17 protein-coding genes are annotated in these 23666 nt (G+C 57.9%); 8 read left to right on the forward strand and 9 right to left on the reverse strand.

Features of this window, described 5'->3' with window-relative positions:
- Window positions 1–312: 312 nt before the first annotated feature.
- Window positions 313–1611 carry a Fic family protein gene (locus C1719_RS12720; protein WP_102375450.1) on the reverse strand — a complete coding sequence of 433 codons (1299 nt, stop codon included), beginning with the start codon at window positions 1609–1611 and terminating at the stop codon, window positions 313–315.
- A gap of 265 nt (window positions 1612–1876) precedes the next feature.
- Between C1719_RS12720 and C1719_RS12725 the strand changes: the two genes are divergently transcribed.
- Window positions 1877–3391 (forward strand): FAD-dependent oxidoreductase, encoded by a 1515-nt coding sequence (locus C1719_RS12725; RefSeq protein WP_102375451.1) that lies wholly within the window; start codon window positions 1877–1879, stop codon window positions 3389–3391.
- Window positions 3392–3527: 136 nt separating this feature from the next.
- Here C1719_RS12725 and C1719_RS12730 read toward each other — a convergent pair whose 3' ends face one another.
- The 4 genes from C1719_RS12730 to C1719_RS12745 all read right to left on the reverse strand — a co-directional run bounded on the left by C1719_RS12730 (window position 3528) and on the right by C1719_RS12745 (window position 6968).
- Window positions 3528–3731, reverse strand: coding sequence for a hypothetical protein (locus tag C1719_RS12730; protein WP_102375452.1), 204 nt, complete (start codon window positions 3729–3731; stop codon window positions 3528–3530).
- Between the two features lie 111 nt (window positions 3732–3842).
- Complete coding sequence (gene feoB / locus C1719_RS12735; RefSeq protein WP_102375453.1) at window positions 3843–6146, reverse strand: ferrous iron transporter B; 2304 nt, start codon at window positions 6144–6146, stop codon at window positions 3843–3845.
- A 183-nt stretch (window positions 6147–6329) separates the two neighbouring features.
- On the reverse strand, window positions 6330–6569 hold the full coding sequence (locus C1719_RS12740; RefSeq protein ID WP_102375454.1) for a FeoA family protein: 240 nt from the start codon (window positions 6567–6569) through the stop codon (window positions 6330–6332).
- Between the two features lie 99 nt (window positions 6570–6668).
- Window positions 6669–6968: a FeoA family protein gene (locus C1719_RS12745; protein WP_245874516.1), complete on the reverse strand. Its 300-nt coding sequence runs from the start codon at window positions 6966–6968 to the stop codon at window positions 6669–6671.
- A 191-nt stretch (window positions 6969–7159) separates the two neighbouring features.
- Between C1719_RS12745 and C1719_RS12750 the strand changes: the two genes are divergently transcribed.
- From C1719_RS12750 to C1719_RS12760, 3 genes are all read left to right on the forward strand, one after another.
- Window positions 7160–7705 carry a PadR family transcriptional regulator gene (locus tag C1719_RS12750; RefSeq protein ID WP_102376075.1) on the forward strand — a complete coding sequence of 182 codons (546 nt, stop codon included), beginning with the start codon at window positions 7160–7162 and terminating at the stop codon, window positions 7703–7705.
- 127 nt (window positions 7706–7832) lie between these two features.
- Window positions 7833–9251 (forward strand): MDR family MFS transporter, encoded by a 1419-nt coding sequence (locus C1719_RS12755; RefSeq protein WP_102375455.1) that lies wholly within the window; start codon window positions 7833–7835, stop codon window positions 9249–9251.
- A 96-nt stretch (window positions 9252–9347) separates the two neighbouring features.
- The gene (locus C1719_RS12760) at window positions 9348–10637 is read left to right on the forward strand and encodes a glycoside hydrolase family 3 protein (protein WP_245874517.1); all 1290 of its coding nucleotides are present in this window, start codon (window positions 9348–9350) and stop codon (window positions 10635–10637) included.
- Window positions 10638–10726: 89 nt separating this feature from the next.
- On the opposite strand, the gene C1719_RS12765 is transcribed toward C1719_RS12760, so the two are convergent.
- Window positions 10727–13192 carry a ribonucleoside triphosphate reductase gene (locus C1719_RS12765; protein WP_102375456.1) on the reverse strand — a complete coding sequence of 822 codons (2466 nt, stop codon included), beginning with the start codon at window positions 13190–13192 and terminating at the stop codon, window positions 10727–10729.
- Window positions 13193–13717: 525 nt separating this feature from the next.
- The gene (locus C1719_RS12770; protein ID WP_102375457.1) at window positions 13718–15397 is read right to left on the reverse strand and encodes an FAD-dependent oxidoreductase; all 1680 of its coding nucleotides are present in this window, start codon (window positions 15395–15397) and stop codon (window positions 13718–13720) included.
- A 275-nt stretch (window positions 15398–15672) separates the two neighbouring features.
- Here C1719_RS12770 and C1719_RS12775 point away from each other — a divergent pair, with 275 nt between their 5' ends.
- The 4 genes from C1719_RS12775 (at window position 15673) to C1719_RS12790 (ending at window position 22111) form a co-directional block, all read left to right on the forward strand.
- Window positions 15673–17073 (forward strand): helix-turn-helix transcriptional regulator, encoded by a 1401-nt coding sequence (locus C1719_RS12775; protein ID WP_180963596.1) that lies wholly within the window; start codon window positions 15673–15675, stop codon window positions 17071–17073.
- Between the two features lie 142 nt (window positions 17074–17215).
- Entirely contained in the window at window positions 17216–17929 is a 714-nt protein-coding gene (locus tag C1719_RS12780; protein WP_102375459.1) for an anaerobic ribonucleoside-triphosphate reductase activating protein, read from the forward strand.
- Window positions 17930–18037: 108 nt separating this feature from the next.
- On the forward strand, window positions 18038–20452 hold the full coding sequence (locus tag C1719_RS12785; protein WP_102375460.1) for an FAD-binding protein: 2415 nt from the start codon (window positions 18038–18040) through the stop codon (window positions 20450–20452).
- Between the two features lie 126 nt (window positions 20453–20578).
- A complete protein-coding gene (locus C1719_RS12790) occupies window positions 20579–22111 on the forward strand; it encodes a helix-turn-helix transcriptional regulator (RefSeq protein ID WP_102375461.1) in 1533 nt (510 codons plus the stop codon).
- Between the two features lie 12 nt (window positions 22112–22123).
- On the opposite strand, the gene C1719_RS12795 is transcribed toward C1719_RS12790, so the two are convergent.
- The gene (locus C1719_RS12795; protein ID WP_219717866.1) at window positions 22124–22393 is read right to left on the reverse strand and encodes a helix-hairpin-helix domain-containing protein; all 270 of its coding nucleotides are present in this window, start codon (window positions 22391–22393) and stop codon (window positions 22124–22126) included.
- 182 nt (window positions 22394–22575) lie between these two features.
- The coding region (locus tag C1719_RS12800; RefSeq protein WP_245874518.1) for an MATE family efflux transporter at window positions 22576–23666 on the reverse strand (1091 nt) is incomplete at its 5' end.

Genomic DNA, 23666 nt, shown 5'->3' on the forward strand with positions numbered 1-23666 from the left:
CCCCGCCGCAAAATGTGGTGGTAGCCAGACGAGAGGAGCCCCACCACCCGGATAAGCTTAGGAGGTAGATGCTTGGCGGTGCGGTTCGCGTGCTCGTTTCCGACTCATGCTTTCCGTCTTCCGCTTCGGCATGATGTTAGTATAAGTTAACTTATTGATAGAGGCAATAGAAGTTTACCTAGGTTTACAATTCCTCCACAACTCGGAGTTGCTCCGTAGTCGCAAAAAAGGACAGCGGCGGCGAACCCCATGCCGCAACGACACAATGCGACCTCGCCGCAAGCGCGGCGCCCTTGCCCGCAATCCCGCCGCTTAGGATTCCTCGTCTTTCGCGTGGTCCATGAGCAGCTGCCGAAGACCGGGAGTCACGCGGAACTCGAATGCGCGCCTCGAGCGCACGCATCGCAAAAATCCGAGCTCCGCAAGCTTCAGAAGGTCCGCCCGCGCCGTCGCATACGCAACCTTGTGCATCATCTGATGCGATTCGATTTTGAAGACCGCCTCGGGATTGCTCAGCGCAACCTGGAGAACGGCTCGCTGCCTATGATTGATCTCGACATCATCGCGCAGCGCCTGCACGAACGCCTCGTCGCGTTTGATAACGCGCTTCAGCTCGTTTTCGACCTCGTCGAGCCTTTGCCGAGCCAGATGCGCCATCACGCCGACGTAGATCGTGTAGTCGACCTCGTTGCCGATAAGCACCTCCGAATCGGCAAGGGAAGCCATCACGCTCGGGGGACGGAGAATGCCGCTCTCCCACTCCCGGCACGTCTTGACGAGGGGAACGAAGGCGAGCACCGGCAGGTGCGATTTCTTGAACAGCAGCTTCATCAACAGCGAATACATGGTGCCGTTCCACGACGGCAGCGGCAGCGTGCTCATGACGATATGGCGAACGGCCATTCCGAGCAACAGAGGATGTTCGTCGTATCCCTCCCTGTTCTCTTCCACCAGTTTTGCAACCAGCGACAGCGCCGCCAAGCTGTCGAGCCGTTTTCGCTTCCAGTTCAGCGACTGCTGCACCCGCGAGGGGGTGGTCTGATCGTCGACGCCCTTCGATATCTTTTCGTACATCTCGAAGATCAGCTCTGGCGTGCAGGGTCTTTCGGCGTAGTCGTCGAGGTCCCATATGGCCTGATGCCCGTTCAGCAAAAGCCGCTCTCCCGAATTCTCGGGTTCGCGTTCGCCCAAGAGGACCTCACGCGCCTTTTCATATCCGATGGCCAGCCCGTCTTCCTGCACGATCGTAATGGCATCGGCCACGTGGGCTTCGATGAGAAAGTAAGTCGTATTGCGGGATTTGATCGCCAGATCGAGCAGCGAACCCGCATGGCACCGCTTGTCGATTTCATCAAGGTCCGCCTCTATCGAACGCGTCGGATAGTACCATCCGCAGCGGCCCTCGCCGTCGCGAAACGGCAGCTCGATAGCCGTTTGGCGACGAAGCGTGTTCAGAATGTCCCATGCCTGGCCCTGCGTGATGCCAGCCGGCTCTTTCAGTTTGACGAACTCGGCCCACGGCAAGGGATGCTCGTCGGCCAAACGCCTCAAGTCGCACAGTTCGGGAGTTTTCAGCAGGGCGATCATCTGCTCTACGGTTTCGTTCGTCATCGACCGGCCTCTTTTCGCTATGTTTTTATACTATCAAAAACTGATATTCGAATAATTTATTTCCTACAAGCAAATCGTCCGTCGCGAAAAACCTATCAACATGAATGATGAACTAGTATTTTATTATCTGAATTCCCTAAGTGGCGGGCACAGAGATCCAAGCATTAATTATCAATTTTTTAGATATTGACACCTATTATACACGCCCCCTACCCTTTGATCGGGACGAAGGTCCGAAAAGGGATAGCAAGGGAAAGGGAAAATCATGCTTGATGAAAAGAGGATCTCGCGCAGAGGATTCGTCGGAGCCGCATTGGTCGGCACCATGGGCGTCGCCGCATCTTCGTTTTTAGCCGGATGCAGCTCGCCTGAGACGACCGAGGGCGCAACGACGGCGCAAACGTGGGACGAAGAGGTCGACGTGGTAGTAGTCGGCACGGGCGGTGCCGGATATGCGGCGGCCATCGAGGCGGCAAACGGCGGAGCAAGCGTGTTGATGCTCGAAAAGACCAATATCATCGGCGGTGATTCGACGCTGTGCGACGGCATCCTCGGAGGCTGGGGCACGAAGCTCGCCGCCGCCCAGGGAGTGTCGGTCACCGCCGACGAAGTGTACGGCTGGTTCATGGGCCATCCCGAATGGTACGGGCCGAAAGACGCCGAGATCGCACGGCTGTACGCCGACAAAAGCGGCGAAACCATCGATTGGCTCCAGGAAATCGGCGTGCCGTTCGTCGACGAAGTGGCACCCCGATTCGGCTACACCGAGCTGCCGGTCATCCACCAAGTCGACGGCAAGGGAGCGGAAATGATCAGAGTCCTCGCCCAGGTCGCTGAGGATGCAGGCGTTTCGACGATGACGGAAACCGCAGCGACGGAGCTTCTGTCCGACGAAAACGGCCGGGTCATCGGCATCGCCGCCTCGTCGAAGAAAGGCGATCTCGCCATCAAGGCGCGCAAGGGCGTGATTCTGGCCACAGGCGGCCATTCGGGCAGCGCCGCCATGATCGCCGCGCTGAACGCCGAGTGCGCGAACATCTTGCCCGGCTCGAGCCCCGGAGTAACCGGCGACGGCCTGGTCATGGCCATGGATTTCGGAGCCTACACGACGCGGGTTTCGGACATGCCGCTCATGAGTTCGCTCGCCGGGCTCGAAACGGGCTCCATCGTCAACCTGAATTACTCCGAGCGCCTGCACGGCCTGTGGCTCGACGCGAACGGAGAGCGGTTCTTCAACGAGGAGACGCCTTACGAGGACCCGACCGGGCATCGCGCCATCGTTCGCAAGCAGAACGAACAGGGCAAGCCGGTCGTCGTGCTCCTTCCGACTACTCCCGAACTCGAAGCCGTGCTCGCGGTGCGCGAGCTGAATTGGGCGAAAGCCGACACGGTAGAGGAGGTCGCCGAGCTGGTCGGCCTCGATAGGGCGAGCGTAAAGGCGACCGTCGATCGGTACAACGGTTTCTGCGAAGCCGGCAAAGATGAAGACTTCGGGCGCCCCGCTGAATTCCTCATCCCCATGACAGGGCCGTTCTACGCCGCCACAGTCGCGGTAAGCACTTCGGTAACCACGGGCGGCATCAAAACGAACACGCAAGCCCAGGCGCTCAAGCTCACGGCACCCGACCAAGACGGCGTTGCCACCTCGACCGTGCCGGGACTGTACGCAGCGGGCGTCGCATGCGAATGGAACTGCGCAGCCGGCGCCACCGTGCTGTGCGCCATGACAATGGGCCGGATTGCGGGTCAAAACGCCGCAAAGGAAGAGACAGCCGCCTAGAATACGCAACTTCGGACGAGCGCGGCAACGCACCTGATCGATTCTTTCCGCATTCGCCCTCCCGCAACGAGAAGGGTCGGAGATCCGTTGGTCTCCGACCCTTCTTTCAACCGTCACGCTCCAAAGCGCTTCCACGCTACTTGCGAGCGTCGGCTGCACGTTCCATATCGGCGACCATCTTATCGACGGCGCCGCACCCCGAGCATCCGTGCCCAGAGCATTCGCCGTCATGGCAATCGCACAGCCCGCGTCTCGCCATACGGCGTACGGCGAGGACCGCAAGCGCGATGATCGCCAACGTGATGATAGCGGTCGGGAAGTTAAGCATCATCGGCTGCATAGCAGGCCCCCTTTCTCGTTCAGTCGACCCAGCCCGCAGCGAAGGGCGAGCCAGGTGTGTTTCGGTGATTGCACACGCGATGCAACTGTCTTTGCACCGGCATCGGCTGCCTTACGCCGCACTGCCTTCGGCTGCAAGCTTCTTCGCGTTCTTCTTGTCGTAGTTCGGCATCGGACGGAACAGCTGGAACAGAATCGCAACCAGGCACACCGCCGCCACGACCGTCCACACGTTGAACGCAAGCTCGCCGGTGATAAGCCCGCCGAACTGGTAGAGCATCAATCCGACGACCCAGCCGAACACCGTCATGTAGCCGATGGCGAACCAGGTCCACTTGGCGCTTTCCATCTGGCGACGGATCGTGCCGATGGCGGCGAAGCACGGCGCGCACAGCAGGTTGAACGCGCAGAAGGCGATGATCGCAGGAGCGGAGCCACCGAGCATGAGGGCGAACGCGCTCCACATCGACGGGTCGGACTCGCCCACGTCTCCAAGGCTCGTCAGGATGCCTACGGTTGCCACGACGTTCTCCTTCGCCACGAGGCCGGTGACGGAGGTGACGGTCGATTCCCAGTTGCCGAACCCGAGCGGCGCGAAGATCCACGCAAGGCCGTTGCCGAGGCCGGCCATGAGGCTGTACTGGATGTAGCCGTCCATCTCGGGATCGAGCAGGCCGAACTGGCCGTTGTACACGCCGAAGTTCATGAGGAACCAGATTACGATGGTGGACAGGAAGATGATGGTACCGGCTTTGACGATGTAGCTCTTGATGCGCTCCCATGTGGCGAGAAGCACAGTCTTGGCAGCCGGGATATGGTACTGCGGAAGCTCCATGACAAACGGGCTCGCCTCGCCTGCGAACATCTTGGTTTTCTTGAGCATGATGCCCGAAATGATGATCGCGATTACGCCGAGGAAGTAGAACATCGGAGCGATCCACCAGGTTGTCTCGGTGTTGCCACCGGCAAGAGCACCGAACACGAGCGCGATAATGGGCATTTTGGCACCGCAGGGAATCATCGTCGTCGTCATGATGGTCATGCGGCGGTCTTTCTCGTTCTCGATGGTCTTCGTGGCCATGACGGCGGGCACGCCGCAACCCGAAGCGATGAGCATCGGGATGAAGCTCTTGCCCGATAGGCCGAACTTGCGGAAGATGCGGTCCATGATGAATGCGACGCGCGCCATGTATCCGCAGGCCTCGAGAATCGAGAGCAGCAAGAACAGGATGATCATCTGCGGAATGAAGCCGATGACGGCGCCGACGCCGGCGATGATGCCGTCCACGACGAGGCTCTGCAGCCACGGCGCGGCGCCGACCGCTGAAAGGGCATCGGAGACGACCGGGGTCAATCCGGGAACGAACAGGCCGAACTCAGCCGGATCGGGTTCCTCGCCGACCCCTTCCTCTTCCCACACGCCGAGGGCCTCTTCGTAGGCTGCACCACCGGTATAGAGCCAGCCGTCTCCGGATATGCCGTCGTTCGCCCAGTCGGTGACAACGCCGGTACCGACCGATATGGCCAGGTAGTACACAAGGAACATGATAACGGCGAAGATGGGCAGGCCCAGCCAGCGGTTGGTGACGACGCGGTCAACCTTCTGGGTGGTGTTCATTCCCTTGCGGGAAACCTTGACCGCCGACGAAACAAGTCCGACGATCGAATCGTAGCGTTCGGAGGTGATGATGCTTTCGGCATCATCGTCCTCGGCTTCCTCGACGCGATCGCGCACGGCGCCGATCGCCTCGATATCGGACGAAGAGAGTTTGAGGCCCGTGATGGTTCGCTCCTCGCCTTCGAACAGCTTGGTCGCATACCAGCGAAGCGTCTCTGCGGGCACTCTGCCTTCGATTATGCTCGAAATCTCAGAAAGCGCCGCCTCAACCGAATCGTCGTAGCGCAATTCCGAAGCGGCGGGCTTGCCCGCCTTTCCCGCTTTGATAGCGGTGTCGAGCAGGTCTTGCATGCCCGTGCCCTTGAGCGCCGATGTTTCGACGACAGGGCATCCAAGCGTCCTGGAAAGCTTGGCGACATCGATCTTGTCGCCGTTCTTCTTAACCAGATCCATCATGTTGAGCGCAATAACCACCGGAAGACCCAGATCGAGAATCTGCGTGGTCAGGTACAGATTGCGCTCGAGGTTCGTCGCATCGACGAGGTTGATAACCACGTCGGGGCGTCCGTCAAGCAGATAGTCCCGTGTGACGATCTCTTCGGGAGAATACGGCGAAAGAGAATAGACACCCGGCAAGTCCGTGATGGTCACGTCTTTGTCGCGTGTGTATTTGCCTTCCTTTTTCTCAACGGTCACTCCCGGCCAGTTGCCGACGTACTGATTGGCACCGGTCAGGTCGTTGAACATCGTAGTCTTGCCACAATTCGGATTGCCGGCAAGCGCTATGCGAATTCCCATGTTCTGCCTTTCCTTCTCATGCGGCGCGATCCTTCGCCGCCGTGCGGTTGCCCGCCCGTTTAAGTTAACCTTTGCTAACTCATATCCCAAAAAAATGCTCTTCCAGCCCGTTGCCTCAGCTGTGAAAAGCTCGCTCGGCGACCCGATGCCGCCCTCGCCCGAACCGAACGGCCGGGCGCAACCCTAGCTGACGAGAATGCTCTCTGCTTCGCTCTTGCGAAGCGAAAGTTCGTAGCCCCGTACCGTAACCTCGATCGGGTCGCCCAAAGGTGCGACTTTGCGAACGTACACATCGGTACCCTTCGTGATGCCCATATCCATGATATGGCGCTTCAAAGCACCTTCGCCCGTAAGCTTGCGGACGACGGCCGACTGGCCGATCTTCACATCGCGCAGGGTCTTTTCCCCAGCAGCTTCTGCCATGCTTCCTACCTTTCTTGCCATCCGTATTTTCGACCGGAGCCATCTGCCGCCCGCCAAGCCAACGCCCGCCGTTCGACCCGCAGCCCCGGATGTTTCATGCTATTGCGTGATGATGCGCGTTGCGACCTGCTTGTTCAAAGCGACCTGCGAACCCTTGATCTCGACGATCAGGTTGCCCCCCATCTCGGACACCACCGAAACCTCGGCACCTTCGACGAACCCGAGGTTCTCGAGATGATGGTGCAGATCTCCCTTGCCGCGCACTTTGGCGATGGTGGCTGATCGGCCTCTGCCCAAAAACGAAAGAGGCATTTGAGCCCGGCCGACGCTGGGCGATTCATGTACGGCCGTCATGCTGCCGTTTGCTGCCATGGTCTCCTGCATAACAATGCACCTCACGATGTTAGCTCCATTTAACAACCGTATCATAGACCATGTAGCGGCAAAATGGAAGCTAAAATTAACTTTTCCGCTTTCGCTATGCGCATTTCGCAACCAGCCGTTGCCGATAGCGAAGATCGGAAGGACATCAGAAAGGGGCTTGACTCAAATACTATCAGTGATAGTATTTGCTGCGACAGGAGGCTGCAATGGCAAGCGAATCGATAGAACTCATGATCCTCGGCGCGCTCATGGATCGCCCGATGAGCGCCTACGAGATGGACAAGGAAATGGATATCCGCAACGTGCGGCGCTGGATACGCATCAGCCCCCCTTCGGTGTACCGCAATCTCATCAGGCTCTACGAAGAGGGATGCGCCGATGGCAAAGTGGTCAAGGAGGGCGAGATGCCCGAAAAGACCATCTACTCCATCACCGAAAAGGGCAAAGAGCGCCTCCACGAGCTCATGCACAGAACCGCTGCGCAGCCGGCACGCGTCGACTACGGGTTTCTGCCCGTTACGGCGAACCTCTGTTGGATCGGCGAAACCGAAGGCCGCGAGCTCATTGCCGAGCTTATCGAGTCGCACCGTGCTACCGCCGAGCGCGTCGAGGGGATGATTCCCGACTACGATCGGCTCGAAGCCCGAGCGACGATGGATCTCTGCGCGCGAACATATCGGCTTGTAGCCGACTGGCTCGAAGAATACGAGCGGGAATTCTACGATGGCGGAAAGAAAGCCGCCGCGGATTAGCCGCCGCGCGACGATCGCGCTTTCACCGCGCATCGCCTTCCTGAAAAACGTACCGGGTTCGCCCGGTTTGTTTTTGCCCATTAACTATCACTGATAGTACTTTCACAGTAAGTAGATTGGAGATCAAATGGATCAACGAACGAAAAGAGCATCGGCCGGCGTCATCGTAGGGCTGATGCTGAGCCTGTTCATCGCAGCACTCGATGCAACGGTGGTGAGCACCGCCATGCCCAAGATAGCCTCGGCGCTTTCTGGATTCGGCCGATACACGTGGCCGTTCACCTCCTACCTCCTCACCTGCACGATTGCCACGCTGCTCTGCGGCGGCATCGCGGCGCGCATAGGCCACAAGAAGATGTTCGTCATCGGCATCCTCGTCTTCGCCGGAGCTTCGCTTGGATGCGCTTTGGCAAATTCGATCGAAGCGCTCGCGGCGATGCGCGCCGTACAAGGCATCGGAGGCGGATTCGTGGAATCGGGCGTGTTCATCACGATTGCCGAATTGTTCGAACCGCGCGAGCGCGGCAAGTACATGGGCGCGATCTCATCAATGTACGGCCTGGCAAGCGTTGCGGGGCCGCTCGTCGGCGGACTCATAACCGACACCGTGGGCTGGCATTGGATATTCCTCGTCAATCTTCCGATAAGCGTCGCAGCGCTTGTGCTCGTGACGAGGTTTCTGCCCGGCACAAGCGCCCGATCGGAATCGCGCCTCGATGTGCGGGGTTCGATCCTCGCCTCCGCAACCGTCGTGCCGCTCGTGCTTGCATTCAGCCTCACGGGCGACCTGTTCACCTGGTGGTCGGCTCCGTTTTTCGGCCTCCTCGTTGCCGCCGCAGTGCTTGGAACGCTGCTCGTAGCGATTGAAAAGAACAGGGAAAAGCCCATCGTTCCCGTGCGGCTGTTTGCCCGCAAGCAGGTTTCGGCATCCTTCGTCCTCAGCTTCGGAGCGCAATTCCTCCTGCTCGCGGGAATCATGTTCATCCCCCGTTTCGCCCAAGAGGTGCTCGGCTTAAGCTCCGCCGAATCCGCCTACGCGACGATCCCCATGACGCTTGCCCTGATCATCGGCAGCAACACCTCCGGCAGGCTGTTCGGCAAAACCGGACGCATGCGCGCGCTCTCCCGCACCGCCTTCATGGTCATGGGGCTCGGATCGCTGGCTCTCGGCTTCGTCAACGCCGAAACAAGCGTGGTGCAGATAGCGGTTTCATCCGCCGTTTTCGGATTCGGCATCGGCATGAGCATGCCGCTCGGAAACATCGCCGCCCAAACGGGCGCCGAACCGCACAACATCGGCAAGGCGACATCGATGGCGCTGTTCTTCCGCGGGTTCGGCGGAACCATCGGGACGGCAGCGTGCGGCGCAGCGGTCGGAGCAAGCAGCATCGGTTCGGCGCCGTCCGTTTTCGGAATCTGCATCGCTCTGGCTGCCATCTGCCTGCTCGTCATGGCTTGGATGCCGAAGATGATAGAGCGGGGTCGGGCGAGTTGGCAAGAAGAGCGCACGACCCGAAACGGCGAGGACAGCGTGGCGCAACCATAGCTTGAATCACGCCGCGTAAATCGAGCGAGACCGCTTCGGCGCTCTATACTAAAGCGCGCATTTCGTGGAAACCCAGAAGAAAGGCGGCTCTTTCGCATGCGCGCCACTGCTATCGCACGGGAAACGAGACTCAAACGCTCCCGCATCCCCCTGTTCGCACTCGGCATGCTCCTTGCCTGCCTTGCGATTTTCGCCGGCTGCTCCCCCGCAACCGTCCCCGACGGCATCGGTGGGTCGAGCGATTCTCCCAGCGCGAAAACCGAGGCTCCGAAGAAACCCGAGCCCGAAGCGACACCGAGCGCCCCCGAGCCTGAGCCTGAACCGACTCTTGAAGACCAGGTCGCCGAAATCGTTTCCGCCATGACGCTCGAGGAGAAAGCCGCGCAGATGTTCATCGTAACCCCCGAAATGATCACGGGAGTAGACACGGCGACCCAGGCGGGCCCGGCAACCGAAAGCGCGCTTGGCGCCTACCCGGTTGGCGGCATCGTCTACTTCCAGAAAAACCTCATCGACCCCGACCAAACCAAAACCATGATCGCCAATACCCAAGCCTACGCGAAGGAGGCGACGGGGCTTCCCCTCTTCATAGCCGTCGACGAAGAGGGCGGTACCGTCAGGCGCATCGCGGGAAATCCTGGCTTCGACGTTGAGGACGCGGGCGATATGGCGGCAATCGGGGCGACGGGCGATGCCTCGCAGGCCTGCGAGGCGGCAACGACCATCGGGTCGTATTTAATCGAGCTTGGCTTCAACCTCGATTTCGCACCTGATTCCGATATATGCGGGGATCCGCAGACCGATGTCATGGCGCAGCGTTCGTTCGGCACCGATCCCGACCTCGTAGCCAGCATGGTGCAGGCGCAGGTCGAAGGCTTCGGAAGCGCAGGGATCCTCTGCTGCGCCAAGCACTTCCCCGGCATCGGCGGAGTCATGGGAGACAGTCACGAGGGGGCCATCGTATCGAACAAGACGCTCGACGAACTGCGCGCATGGGAGCTCAAGCCCTTCGAGGCGGCCATTGCAGCAGACGTGCCGTTCGTCATGGTCGGACACCTCTCGCTTCCAACAGCGCTGGGCACCGACGCGCCCGCATCCATCAATTCGGCCGTCGTTACCGATCTTTTGCGCAACGAACTCGGCTACACGGGCATCATCATCACCGATGCCATGGAAATGGGGGCTATCGGCGAGTTCTGCACGGCCGACCAGGCAGGTGTCGCCGCAATCGAAGCGGGTGTCGACATAGTGCTCATGCCCTCCGAATTCCCCGCCGCCTACCAGGGCGTAATCGATGCGGTCAACGACGGGCGCATCGCTGAATCGCGCATCAACGAGTCGGTCGAACGCATCGTCGGGACGAAGCTTACGTATCTAGAGGACTAGGAGAAAGACCGGCCATCGCGCCGAACGGGGGGGTTCTCGAAGCATGTACGCTTCGAGAACCCCCCCCCGTCGATGAAAGGGACCTGCGGCTATGCAAGCACCTTCAGGTTCGGGATTTCCTGGAATACGGCGGCTGCACCGCGCACGACGGCAGCCGTGCCGTCGCCGCTTACTTCGAGCAGCGTAGGCGCCTGCATGATGTTGTAGCGGCGTGCGAGCTCGGGGTTCTCTTCGGCGAATATCTTCTCGAACGCAATGCCCGCCTCGTCCATAAGCTGCTCGGCATGCTTGCAGTTCGCGCACGTCTTAGTGGCAACCATGTAGATGCCCGCGGGAAGGGTCGTCGATTCGACTACGGCCGCTTCGCCAGCCGCAACAGCGCCGCCTGCGGGCACGGCAACTGCTTCGCCTCCGCGCTCGGACACCGCAGCCGCCCCGCTTGCCGCAGCCTTCGCGGCCGCTTCGGCATCGCCCTTCACGAGTTTCGACGTACCGATGTTATAGACCACGCGATCCTCGAATTCCTGCGATTTGCCGTCGTTCCAGTTCTTGACCGGGCGGTAGTAACCGGTGATGCGGCTGTACACCTCCGTCTCTTCGTGGCAGCACGGGCACTCGTATACCTCGCCGGCAATGTATCCGTGGTTCTTGCACACCGAATAGGTAGGCGACATGGTGTAATACGGCAGCTTGTAGTTTTCGGCAATCTTGCGCACCAGGTTCGCCGCAGCTCTCCAATCGGGCAGCTTCTCGCCAAGAAACGCGTGGAACACCGTGCCCGAGGTGTAGAGCGTCTGCAGCTCGTCCTGAACGTCGAGCGCGCTGAAAATATCCTCGGTATAGCCTACGGGCAGGTGAGACGAATTCGTGTAGTACGGCTTGCCGTTCTCGTTCGCGGTGATGATATCGGGGAACTGCTCCTTGTCATGCTTGGCGAAACGATAGGTGGTACTTTCGGCAGGCGTCGCCTCGAGGTTGTACAGATCGCCGTACTGTTCCTGATAATCAGAGAGGCGGTCGCGCATGTGGTTGAGCACGTTCTTCGTGAATTCCTGAGCGGATTTCTGCGTCATGTCGGCACGCAGCCACTTCGCATTCATGCACGCCTCGTTCATACCCACAAGCCCGATCGTCGAGAAGTGGTTCTCGAACGTGCCGAGGTAGCGCTTGGTGTAGGGGTAGAGCCCCGCATCGAGAAGCTTCGTGATAACGGTGCGCTTCGTCTTAAGCGAACGCGCCGAAAGATCCATGAGGTGATCGAGACGCTTGTAGAAATCGGCTTCGTCGGTTGCCTGATAGGCGACGCGCGGCATGTTGATGGTCACGACGCCGATCGATCCGGTCGATTCGCCGCTTCCGAAGAAGCCGCCCGATTTCTTGCGCAACTCGCGCAGATCGAGACGCAGGCGGCAGCACATCGAACGCACGTCGGAGGGTTCCATATCGGAATTGATGTAGTTCGAGAAGTACGGAGTACCGTATTTCGAAGTCATCTCGAACAGCAAGCGATTGTTCTCCGTCTCGGACCAATCGAAATCGTTCGTGATCGAATAGGTGGGAATCGGATACTGGAATCCGCGGCCGTTCGCATCGCCCTCGATCATGATCTCGATGAACGCCTTGTTCACCATATCCATCTCGGGTTTGCAATCGCCGTAGGTGAAATCCATGTCCTTGCCGCCCACGATGGCGGGCACATCCTTCATATCGGCAGGCACGGTCCAATCGAGCGTGATGTTCGAGAACGGCGCTTGGGTGCCCCAGCGGCTCGGAGTGTTCACGCCGAACACGAACGACTCGATGCACTGCTTGGTTTCTTCGTACGTGAGACCATCGGCCTTCACGAACGGAGCGAGGTACGTATCGAAACTCGAAAACGCCTGGGCGCCGGCCCACTCGTTCTGCATGATGCCGAGGAAGTTGACCATCTGGTTGCACAGGCTCGAAAGGTGGCTTGCGGGCTTCGATGTGATCTTGCCGGACACGCCGCCAAGCCCTTCCTGGATAAGCTGCTTGAGCGACCAGCCTGCGCAGTAGCCCGTGAGCATCGACAGATCGTGCAGATGGATGTCGGCGCAGCGATGCGCCTCGGCGATTTCGCGATCGTAGATTTCGGAGAGCCAGTAATTGGCCGTGATCGCACCCGAATTGGACAGGATCAGCCCGCCGACGGAATAGGTGACGGTGGAGTTTTCCTTCACACGCCAGTCTTCGACGTTGACGTAGCTGTCGACGATGGCCTTGTAGTCGAGCAGCGTGGCGTTCGCGTTGCGCACCTTTTCGCGCTGCTGCCGATACAGAATGTAGGCCTTGGCAACATCGGCGTACCCGGCCGTTGAAAGCACTTCCTCGACGCTGTCTTGGATGGCCTCGACATCGATGATGCCTTTTTCGATCTTCGGCTCGAAATGAGCGGTTACGTTGAGCGCGAGCAAATCGATGGTGGAAGGATGGTACTGCTTATCCAACGCGTCGAACGCTTTGGCAATCGCCTCCGAAATCTTCGCAATGTCGAAGTCAGCGATTTTGCCGTCACGTTTCCTCACCTGATACATAGATCTGCTCCTTTGATATTCTGATGCGATTGCTGTTCGAAGTACCAGTATCCTAGTCCCGCACTCCCCGCAAGTCAACGGAAACCTCACCATATCTAGATTCTTTTACGCAGGTGGCAACTATATGTTGTACTTTCCGTAATTGCTATGTAGTTTTATCAACATAGCGTCAACATACGCGGGCAGTCCGCTAAACGCATCTTTCGCAACGCTTCGCCAGGCCCGCACACCCACAACGACGCTTCCGCCACCCAGCATCCCATCGCACGCAAACGCCTACCTTCAACCCTTGTTTGAGGAAGCATCGGAAATCATCTTACATATAAGAGATAATCCTGCCAGCAAATGCATGGGCGAGCGCTAAGGAGGGCAGGTTAAACCGAAAGGACTGACCCCGGAGGAGTTCCGGAATCAGTCCTTAGCTGCCTAGTTTTTTTGACCCGTCCAAGTTTTGGGTCGCAGCCCAACTCCTCTCTCAGGACATCCTGCTCTTACAGGATCTAGGCGAGATCAAACGTCAGATCCCTAATCGACATCGACGAACTCGGCGCGGAACCCTTCCCAGTCGCCCGACGGGCTGCTTGGCACCAGGTCGCCCGTCAAGGCATGAATGGTCGCGTAGCGGCCAGAAGTCATGCACGATCCACAGGACATGCCGCCCAGGTAGAGCGACCAGTCGACGTCTCCGCATATGTCGCCGGCACCGAAGCCCACCGCATACAAGCCGGGAATCGGCGTGCCGGCTTGATCGACCACTTGGTAGTTCTTGTCGACGGCGATTCCGCCTCCCATGGCAGTAAGTCTAATCCACTGATGAATCCCCCAAAACGGAGGCTCGACGATCGGAACCATGAACTTACTCTGCTTGCCGAAATCCTCATCGAAGCCGGTTTCGCAAAGGTGATTGTAGCGCTCGACGGTTTTCTTCAGTGCATCTGCCGGTATTCCAAGCTCCCCAGCCAGCTCGTCGAGCGTATCGCATCGATGCGTATCGATGAGATCCTTCATAACGCCTGTGGGATTCTCGACAGCGCCCGGAATGTAGTTTTCCATTACTTCGACCGGTGACGGAGCATACCCCCACTCTTTGGCGGTGGCAAAATAGTTATTGTCGAAAATGCGGCAGAATTTGCCCGGGTCATCCGCATCTGAATACCGAAGGGTGGCATCCCAATAGTGCATGGGAATTTCCTCGTTCATGAAACGCTCGCCCTGCTCGTCGACTGCAAGGAATGGAATCCCCGTCATCGCCATTGGAGCCGCATCCATATCGTGCATCTGCTTGCTGTGGCCAACCGGCGTCATCGTAGCGCCAACAGCCATTGCCATGAGGATCCCGTCCCCCGTCTTATTCATCTGTTTTTTCGTAAAGCGAACGAGATCGGGTGCGTACTTCGCAAGCATGCTATCGTTGTTCTGGTAGTCGCCCGTAGCCAGAATAACGGCTTTATTCGCATTGAACTTGACATAGCCGTCTGGGCTTTCGCCGATTACAGCCGTCACCCGTTCGCCATCTTTAACGAGTTGGACGCCTGGTGTGCTGTAGAAAAATTCGGCGCCCTTTCCTTCCGCGTACTCTGCAAGGGCCTTGATTAAATTGCCATTGTTTTCAGGCTTAACGCCAAAGGCGTTGCGCATGGTGGTCACATAGCTTCCATCAGCCGTTTCGGTTCTTGTGAGCTTCGACTCGTAAGGGGGGTATCCAGCCTCTTTCCCCATACGCGCCATCCACATTGCCGTCTCCCCGGAATGCCGTGCAAAGAAATTCACGAGGTCGAGGTTCACACGGTAGCTGCATGCCTCTCGATAGCCCTGCACCCAACGAAGCAAACCCATGTCGGTCGTTTCGTCAAGAATGACACCCGAAGAACCGTTGCCTTGAGAAATCGCCGTGGATTCCTTCTGGAGGCACGCGACGGTTGCGCCCTCCTCGATTGCCGTTAGGACGGCGGGCAATCCCGAAGTACCGGCCCCTACCACAACGATATCATAGGTTTTCTCCTCTACGAATTCCGTTATCGGCTCGGCCACAGCACTTGAGTTCTCGAAGTCGTCGGCGGTTGTTCCCGCAGGATACTCAACGCCATCCTGCGCCTTCGCTTCGCCCGCCGGAGCTGAAGCGCACCCCGCCAAACTTCCTCCAAGCGCAGCAGCAGCCCCCAACGCCAATCCGCCTTTCAAAAAACCGCGTCTGTCTATGCTCATTGCATACCCCTTTCCTTATTCATGCATTGCCTATCAGCTGAACGAGCGCACAGCGTGGTAAAAGGATCCCATCCAAGCCTCTGCGCCGCTTCGCGTAAAAAACGCGAAGCGGCTTCTTGCATGACCATAAAACAGGGTATTTTTCGCATATGGGAGCCCATGCCACTGTTTTGCCGCAGCGCAGAAAGCCCAAGCCGGGAGCCCTGATGTATAATCCGTTGCATCGACTCAACATCGATGCAACAGGGGGAGTATTGACCAAAAGAGTACTTCGAATGCCAAGCGCCAACGATTGGCTGTTCATCATAGGGCTCGCATGTTATTGGCCGGCTTTTCGAAACAGCTTCTTCGGGCTAGTTTTCGCCGAAAACGGCGGCAACGCACAATTCGATGTTGAATACCTGCTGTTCCTTGGACTTGTAGCTGTCGTATGCAGCGCTTGCCTTCTCAGAAATTCGATTGTCGATAGGATACTCGGGTCCAAGCGGATTGTCGTTTTCGGATTTGGCGTTTTAGCGTCCGCCGGCATTTCGCTTAGCTATTTTTGCGGCCTCTTCGATCTGCCTTGGGGCTTTTCATTCGCTGGAACCTTCCTATCGGCATCGGGTTTTGTCGTCATTACGTTTGCATGGTCCCTTGAAGCGGCAAGATCTCGCGAACGCAACATGTTCCTCAACATCGCCATGTCGTTTTTTTTAAGCTTTATCCTGTCGCTGACAAGTCTCCTTCCCAATCCCGTTTCCCTTGCTTTGCCGTTTCTTTCCTGGATGGTCTCAGGAGCTGCATATACCGCCTACCAGCCACCTCGCACGAGGCCCGACTATTCGCAAAACGCTCAAGGGTCCGTAAGGAGTGCGCTGTCCGGCCTCGTCATTCTCCTGATCGCCTTTCTCGTAATCGGCGCCATAATAAGGGGGTTCCTTTACTTCGGAACAATCTCTTATTCGCCCGAGCAAGGAACGTATTCAAGACGGGCAATATCGCTTGCCCTATCGCTCATCATCGTCTGCATTGCCTACAGAGCCGATACGGGCAGGCCTCTTCTCTTCTGGCTTTGGACACTCGTCGCGCTGGTCTTTTTCTGCGGCCTGTTCCTTATTGGCGCCCTTTATCCGGCCATGCCCGAGCTAGCAAGCGGAGTGGCTATTTCGGGACGCACTTTTGTATCCTTCTTCCTTTGGGTTGCCCTCATCCTCGCTGTAAGAGAAAAACGACTCTCGCTCGTATCGGTCGTCGGATCGCTTTTCGTGCTCGTTGAATGCGTCTCTGGATTTTGCAGCTACTTCGTTGCGCCCGAAATAGCAAGAACGATCGACCTGCCCATTGCAACCTATCTTCCCGCCTTCGCGCTTTTGATTGCATTTATACTTGTGGCGAGCACCATCGTCTTCCTCGCCCTCTTGGCCAACAGAAAGCTTGCCGAGCTACCGACGGCAAACCGTCTTTCACGCGAAGCCGCATGTACGGCCCTCGCAGAAGAGCACGGCCTTACCGCACGCGAAGCCGAAGTCATGCTGGAGTTTTCTCAAGGAAACAGCCTCAAAAAAGTTGCTGAAACGATGTACATTTCGACTAGCACGGCACAGACCCACGTCAAGAGCCTGTACAGAAAAATGGGGATTCATTCGAAGCAAGAACTTATCGATCTCGTTGGTGAATGCATGGGCGAGCGCTAAGGGGGCAGGCGATCCGACCTGCGCTCCCACAGGCGCCGCAGGTAAGCCGGCGGGCACCGGAAGGCAACTGGGCGTGCCGCCCCCGAAGTCGGTGTCGGCACCGGGAGCGAAAACGGGCGGGCGGTGCTACAATCGAGGGATTATGAAACTTGCAGGACTTCAAAAACTCACCCTTCTCGATTATCCGGGAAAGACGGCCGCGACGGTGTTTCTCCCCGGATGCAACTTCCGCTGCCCGTTCTGCCACAACGCCGAACTCGTGATCGGCTGCGGCAAAGGATCGGAAGCGGATTTTCCCAATGTCTCCGAAGAGGAGTTCTTCTCTTTTCTCGATAAGCGCCAAGGCTTGCTCGACGGCGTCTGCATCACGGGAGGAGAACCCCTGCTGCAGCCCGACATCGCCGCATTCTGCGAAGCCATCAAGCAACGCGGGTTCGCAATCAAGCTCGATACGAACGGGAGCTTTCCGAATCGATTGGCGGAGCTTGTCGAGGCGAATCTGGTCGATTGCGTTGCCATGGACGTCAAGAATGCTCCTGCATGCTACGCCGAGACCGTTGGCAGGCCTGGCTTCGACGTTTCGCCCGTCGCACAGAGCGTCGCCTACTTGCTTTCGGGGACCGTGCCGTTCGAATTTCGAACCACCGTCGTGCGCGAATACCATAATGAAGCACGCCTGCGCGAACTCGCCCGATGGATAGAGGGCACGCCCGCATGGTTTCTCCAGGGTTTCGTCGATTCGGATACCGTGCTTGCAGGCGAAAACATTTTGCACGGCTATTCGCCCGAGGAGCTGAGAAGCTTTTCGACATCGCTCCAAGAAATCGTCCCAAACGTCGAAGTGCGCGGGATTTAGCTTCTTGAACTGGAACTATATCAATATCCTCCTTTTGTGAGGACGACGCTTTCTGCGGCGTTTTCTAGACTCGCCTTGTTTCTTCGGATTCATTGACAAGGAGGGTGTATGACAACGAACATCAACAGGCGAAGTTTTTTGAAAGGTACGGCATTGAGCCTTGCCGTCGGAGCCGGCATGGCCACCGCAGGCGGTATCCTCAGCGGCTGCTCGACTGACAGCGAAACAGCTCGGGGAGAAAGCGGGACATTCAGCGCTTCGTCCAAGGGATTCCACGGCGACGTTACCGTGAAACTGACCATCGAAGATGGAAGAATCGCCAAAGCAGACATCGCCGACATGGGAGAAACGCCGGAAAAGGGAGGGAAGGCGGCACAGATCCTCTCCGAGAAAATCGCCGAGGCAGGCAGCCTCGATGGCATCGATTCGGTTTCCGGAGCAACGACGACAAGCAGAGCGATTTTCAGAGCCGCAGAGGAATGCCTCCAGCAAGCAGGCCTCCTAGAAGAGACCGGGGATGTGGCGATGAAGCCGGGGATCTACGTCGGCGAAGCGTACGGATTCGACTGGATCGAACCCGTACGGGTTAAAATCGAAGTCGACGAATCAAGCTTCAAAAGCATCGAAGTTATCGACAAGAAGCTTAACCGAGAAGAGCCCCTCATTATGAAGGCAGCCGAAGACCTTCTCATCCCCCGCATGATCGAAACGCAATCCGTTACGATCGACTCGATCACCGGCGCAACGAGCGTAAGCGCGGGCATCAAAACGGCTACGGAACGCGCACTCGTCAAAGCCCTTGCCGCAGGCGGATCGAACGGTACAGCTATTCATAACTTCTATAAACCGCTCGAGCAGTCATCCGACGAGAAAACGCTCGACTACGACATCGTCGTATGCGGACTCGGCGGGGCAGGCTCCTCGGCGGCGATGGCTGCAGCCGAAGCGATGGTCCAAGCAGGCAAAGAGGTCAGCGTCTTGGCAATAGAAACGGCAGGCAAATACGGCGGCACCGCCTCGAATGCGGGAGAGCCCTTCAGCATAAACGCCCCTCGCTATATCGAGAAATACAACAACGGCGAAGCGTGGTGCGATTACGACAGCCTGTATGACGACTGGATGGCGAACTACTCGAAAGGCACGCCCTGCAAACCAGAATGCGTAAAGCTCCTTATGGACGAATCGGGGAAAACGGTCGACTGGCTCCAATTCGACCATGGATTCGTGTTCAGCAATGCCAAGAAGGGTTTCGGCACCAGCACATGGCTGTGCAAGCAGCAATACATCTATCTCTCGAACCAAGACGAAGGAAAGGATTACGCAGCCGAATACCCTGATTACACCTTCGGCGACCGATCCACCTCAGTGGGGCAATACTACGACCGCATCATTGCCGACTTCGAAGCGCTCGGCGGCGAGTATCTTCTTGAGACGCAGGCATACGAGCTCATCCTTGACGATTCGGGGAGCTCGGTAAAGGGGGTAAAGGCCCGCAGCAACGTTGACGGAACAGAATACATAATCAATGCCAAAGCCGTCATCTTGTGCACCGGCGGATTCGGCGGCAATGGCGACATGCTTGAAAAATACCTGCAAAGCCCCGAGTACCCCCTCGCCGCACGGTGGCACCTTTGGGGCATGTATCAGAACAAAGGGCAGATGATCGACTCCGCCATCCAGCAAGGGGCGGGAACCTACAATATCGATATGTCCCCCTGCATTCACTTCAAGACCACATCCGACTACCTCACCGAGTACCCATGCTATTACCGCGATGGCCTCGAAGAGCGAATGCTCGAACAAAATACCTGGTCGCTCAATGACATTCCCATGATGATGGGAATCAACGGAAATGCGCTGCAGGTGGGCACGGACGGCATCCGTCACTACAACGAAAGCGGTACGTTCGCATTCTGGGCCGGAGGCCCAAGCTGGTTCACCATATACGGAAGCGATTATGTAGACGGACTCGCCCAAAACGGATATCCCGGCGAAGATGGCAAATTCCAAAGTTCCACAAAAGTATTCGGCCAAGGCGGATACCCTCAGGCAACGCCCATCCCGCAAATCTACGAAGTTCTGGAAGCCGCCGAAAACAAAGGGTACGCATTCAAAGCCGATACGCTCGAGGAACTCGCGGAGAAAATAGGAGTTCCCGCCGATGCCTTCGTGGCGCAGGTTGAACGATACGAAGGTTACTGCAAGAACGGCAAGGACGAAGAGTTCGACAAAAGCGAGAAAACCCTTATCTCACAGATCAATTACGGCCCCTACTATGCGATCAAAGCGGATGCAACGCCCTACGCAACGATCGCCGCACTCGATGTCGATACGAACCTCAACGTTCTTAAAACCGATGGCAGCACGCCAATCGGCGGCCTGTACGCGTGCGGAAATGACAGCGGAGGCGTACTCTACACGAATCTCGAGCCTTACGCCCAATACGGCGGAGTAGCGCTCGGATGGGCTTTTACGTCGGGACGACTGGCTGGAACAAACGCGGTAGAGAAACTCGATTCGTAAACGCTTCTTCTTATGAGGCTGGATGGACCTGCGCCATCCAGCCTCAATCGGCCGACGTCTAAGGCGTCGGTTTCGCTTTGCTATACTTGATCGCAACGGCAGTTGATAGAACCTGGGTGCTACAGCATGGGAAACGATACGCAAAGGATCGAGAGGGCTCTTGACAAGGACAGCTTTGCGCTGGCCAGCATAGGCCTCGGTCTTTGCATCGCCTCAACCGAAGCGTTGAGGTACAGTGCCTTATGGCGCATTTCCGACGAAGGCGCCCTCGATGTGCTTCTTATCAAAATCGTTTCCCTTACGGCCGTGTTTTCCGCGCTGATCCTGCTCTCCAAAAAGCCCAACTTCAAACCACATGAAAGCACATGGATGCTTGTCGCCATAGCCTTACTGCAAACCATCGGCTTCGCCATGCAGATATCGGCAACGCTGCATCCGGTTCACGATCACCTCTTCACCATCGTGCAGAGGACCGTTCTCGAATCGTCATATATCCTTTTCATCGCCTTTGCGAGCTTCTTTCTGGGAGCAAAGCTGCGAGCCGCAATACAAGCACTCGTAATAGGAATCATCATCGCTGGAACAATTCAAATAGCCATTCCCTTCGTATCGTTTGAAGTCGCAAGCGCGCTGATCCTGCTCCTCACTCCCGCTTCATGCGCATGCCTGGTTTTGGCAGTGCGCAAACAGCGCGCATCGGACGAATGGCTGGAGACTCTTCCCGAAAACGAGCGCGCCGAATTCGATGACGCTCCGTCCGAAGCCGCGCCCCTCGCACGCAGCAGCAACCCTGGATCCTACAGGATTCCACTTTGGCAACTATGCCTTACCATAGCGCTTTTCTCATTCATCGTTTCCGCGATACACTTGCAGTGGCTGCAAGCCCAGGACGGCGAGTCGGCCTCGACGATTATCCAAATTTGCGCGGGCGTTGGTGCAATTCTTGCGGGGAACCTGCTGCTTCTCGCGAGAAACTCTCTCCAAGGTATCGCAGCCGTCGACTCTGTTCGCCTGCTCGTTCTCCCCATCGCTCTTGCGACCCTCTACGTTGCTTCGCTCTTAAGCGGTGCCCTAATCGCCCTTTCGGTGATCCCTCTCAACATCACCTACGTTGCCGTGCTTTTCCTCGCATGGATAATCCCTTTCGTTTACCGATTCAAACGCACCGCCCTCTTCGCCTGCGCATCGCTTTTTCTCGCAAAAAAACTCGGCGTCGTCGTGGGGCTCGGCATCATGAGAGACCTTGCAAAGGGTGACGCCGACTGGATCGGCACGACCATGATCGTCGCCACCCTGTTCGCCCTTATCGTGTTGAGCGTCATGCACTTTTTCAAGATGGGGCGTCAAGAGCCTGTTTCGCCCCGAGGCAAAGAAGAGCCCGCCATCGATTCCGAGACGGCGCTCAGCCTTGCATGCGAGAGCATGTCAAAGCAATACAAGCTGACAAAGCGAGAGGGCGAAGTGCTTGCGCTGCTCGCAAGGGGCCGTAGTGCCACATACATCGCCGAAGCGCTCGTAATTTCAAGCACGACGGCAAAAACCCATGTCAAACATATCTATCAAAAAGTCGGCATCGCATCGAAGCAGGTTCTTCTCGATATCGTCGAAGACGAACTCAACGACATCCTCGCGGCCCATGGCAAGAAAAGCATCAACTGAACGGCAAGACCATCAGTCCTTCCACGCCCACCATTGGAGCTTCTCGGGATCGGGCTGTTCGGTCTCGGCAAAATAGACGGCCTCCCGATACACATACAGGCAGCACCGGTCAACATCTCCCCCGCTCACCATGCAGTCGCGAGCATACAGCTCCTCGGGATCGGCTCCCGCAAGATCCTCCACGCATGAAATGCCGATGGCTTGCAGGCGCGCCTTCATGTTCGGCCCGACGCCAGGTATGGTTATCAAATCGGTAGACATCGCAGGTTCTCCCTTGCTCATTGCTCCATCGCCTTGGACGGCAGACGCTATAGGCCGGCTTTCGCTTTGCATTCGCATGACAACTCCGATCGCCGTCCGAATTTCGAACACTCATCACAGTATACCAAAATACGAACAAATGTTTCACGTGAAACATTGCCGCGCAAAGGCGGGCGAGATCCGCAGCATCCGCCTGCCGTTCGTTATCGCGCCTCCTTCGCCCATGTCCCTCGCAGGAAGTACGTCACGCCGATGAGCGTCGGGATGACAGGCGAAAGGGCTTGCGCAACGTAGATGCCTGCAAACCCGAACCCAAGCGCCCAACCGAGCAGCCATGCAAGACCGAACCTTATGACAACCGCATCGAACAGCGAATTGACCAGCGCCAGCCGCGGCGCGCCCGATCCAAGAGCAAACGAATCGAAGCAGTACATAAGCGCGTAGAATACCGCATTGAACGAACACGTGATGCGCAGGTAGAGCACTGCGATTTCAACAGTTGCCGCATCCGACGCACCGAACAACCGGGCAAGGTCGCAGGCGAACACCTGCGTGGCGATCGCGATCACGGCGATTACCGCCACCGAGACGCCGCAGCTTGCCAGGACGGCCTCGCGCATGCGACCGGGTTTTCGAGCGCCGGCGTTCTGGCTCGTCATCGCCGTGACCGCCTGACCGATCGCCCAACATGGCAACCCCGACAAGGTGCTGATCTTGAGCCCGATACCCGAAGCGGCCGCCACCTCGGTGCCGTAAGCGTTCAGCATGCCCGTTACGAGCAGGTAGGATACGTTCACCACAACCATCTGGAGCGCCGACGGGATTCCGACCCCGAGTACGGCCGCAAGTTCGGAGAAAAGCACGTGGACGCTCTCGAAGCGCGGACGGGCACTCGGGTACCGTCTGATCAGATACCTTGCAGCTAGCACGCAGGAAAGCGCCTGCGCGATCACCGTAGCGCAGGCCGCCCCCGCAACACCCCAGCCCAATCCCATGACGAACGCGAGATCGAGCACGATGTTCGCCACCGTGGCCGCAGCGACGAAGGCGAGGGGGCCACGTGAATCGCCGACGCCCCGCAAAAGCGAGCAGGCGGCGTTGTATCCGAATGTGAAAACCGACCCCGAGCAGACGATCGCCGTGTAGGAAACCGCGTCGCCGAAGGATGATGCGGGAACGTTGAGTGCGGCGAACAGCAGCGGTGCGAAAGCCAGTCCGCCGGCTGCAACGACAAGCGAGCACGCCGCCGCGAGCGCGAACACGGCGGCCGAAGCCGTGCGCTGGCCCGCCTCGT

The sequence above is a fragment of the Raoultibacter massiliensis genome (assembly GCF_900199545.1).
Classification (GTDB): Bacteria; Actinomycetota; Coriobacteriia; order Coriobacteriales; family Eggerthellaceae; genus Raoultibacter; species Raoultibacter massiliensis.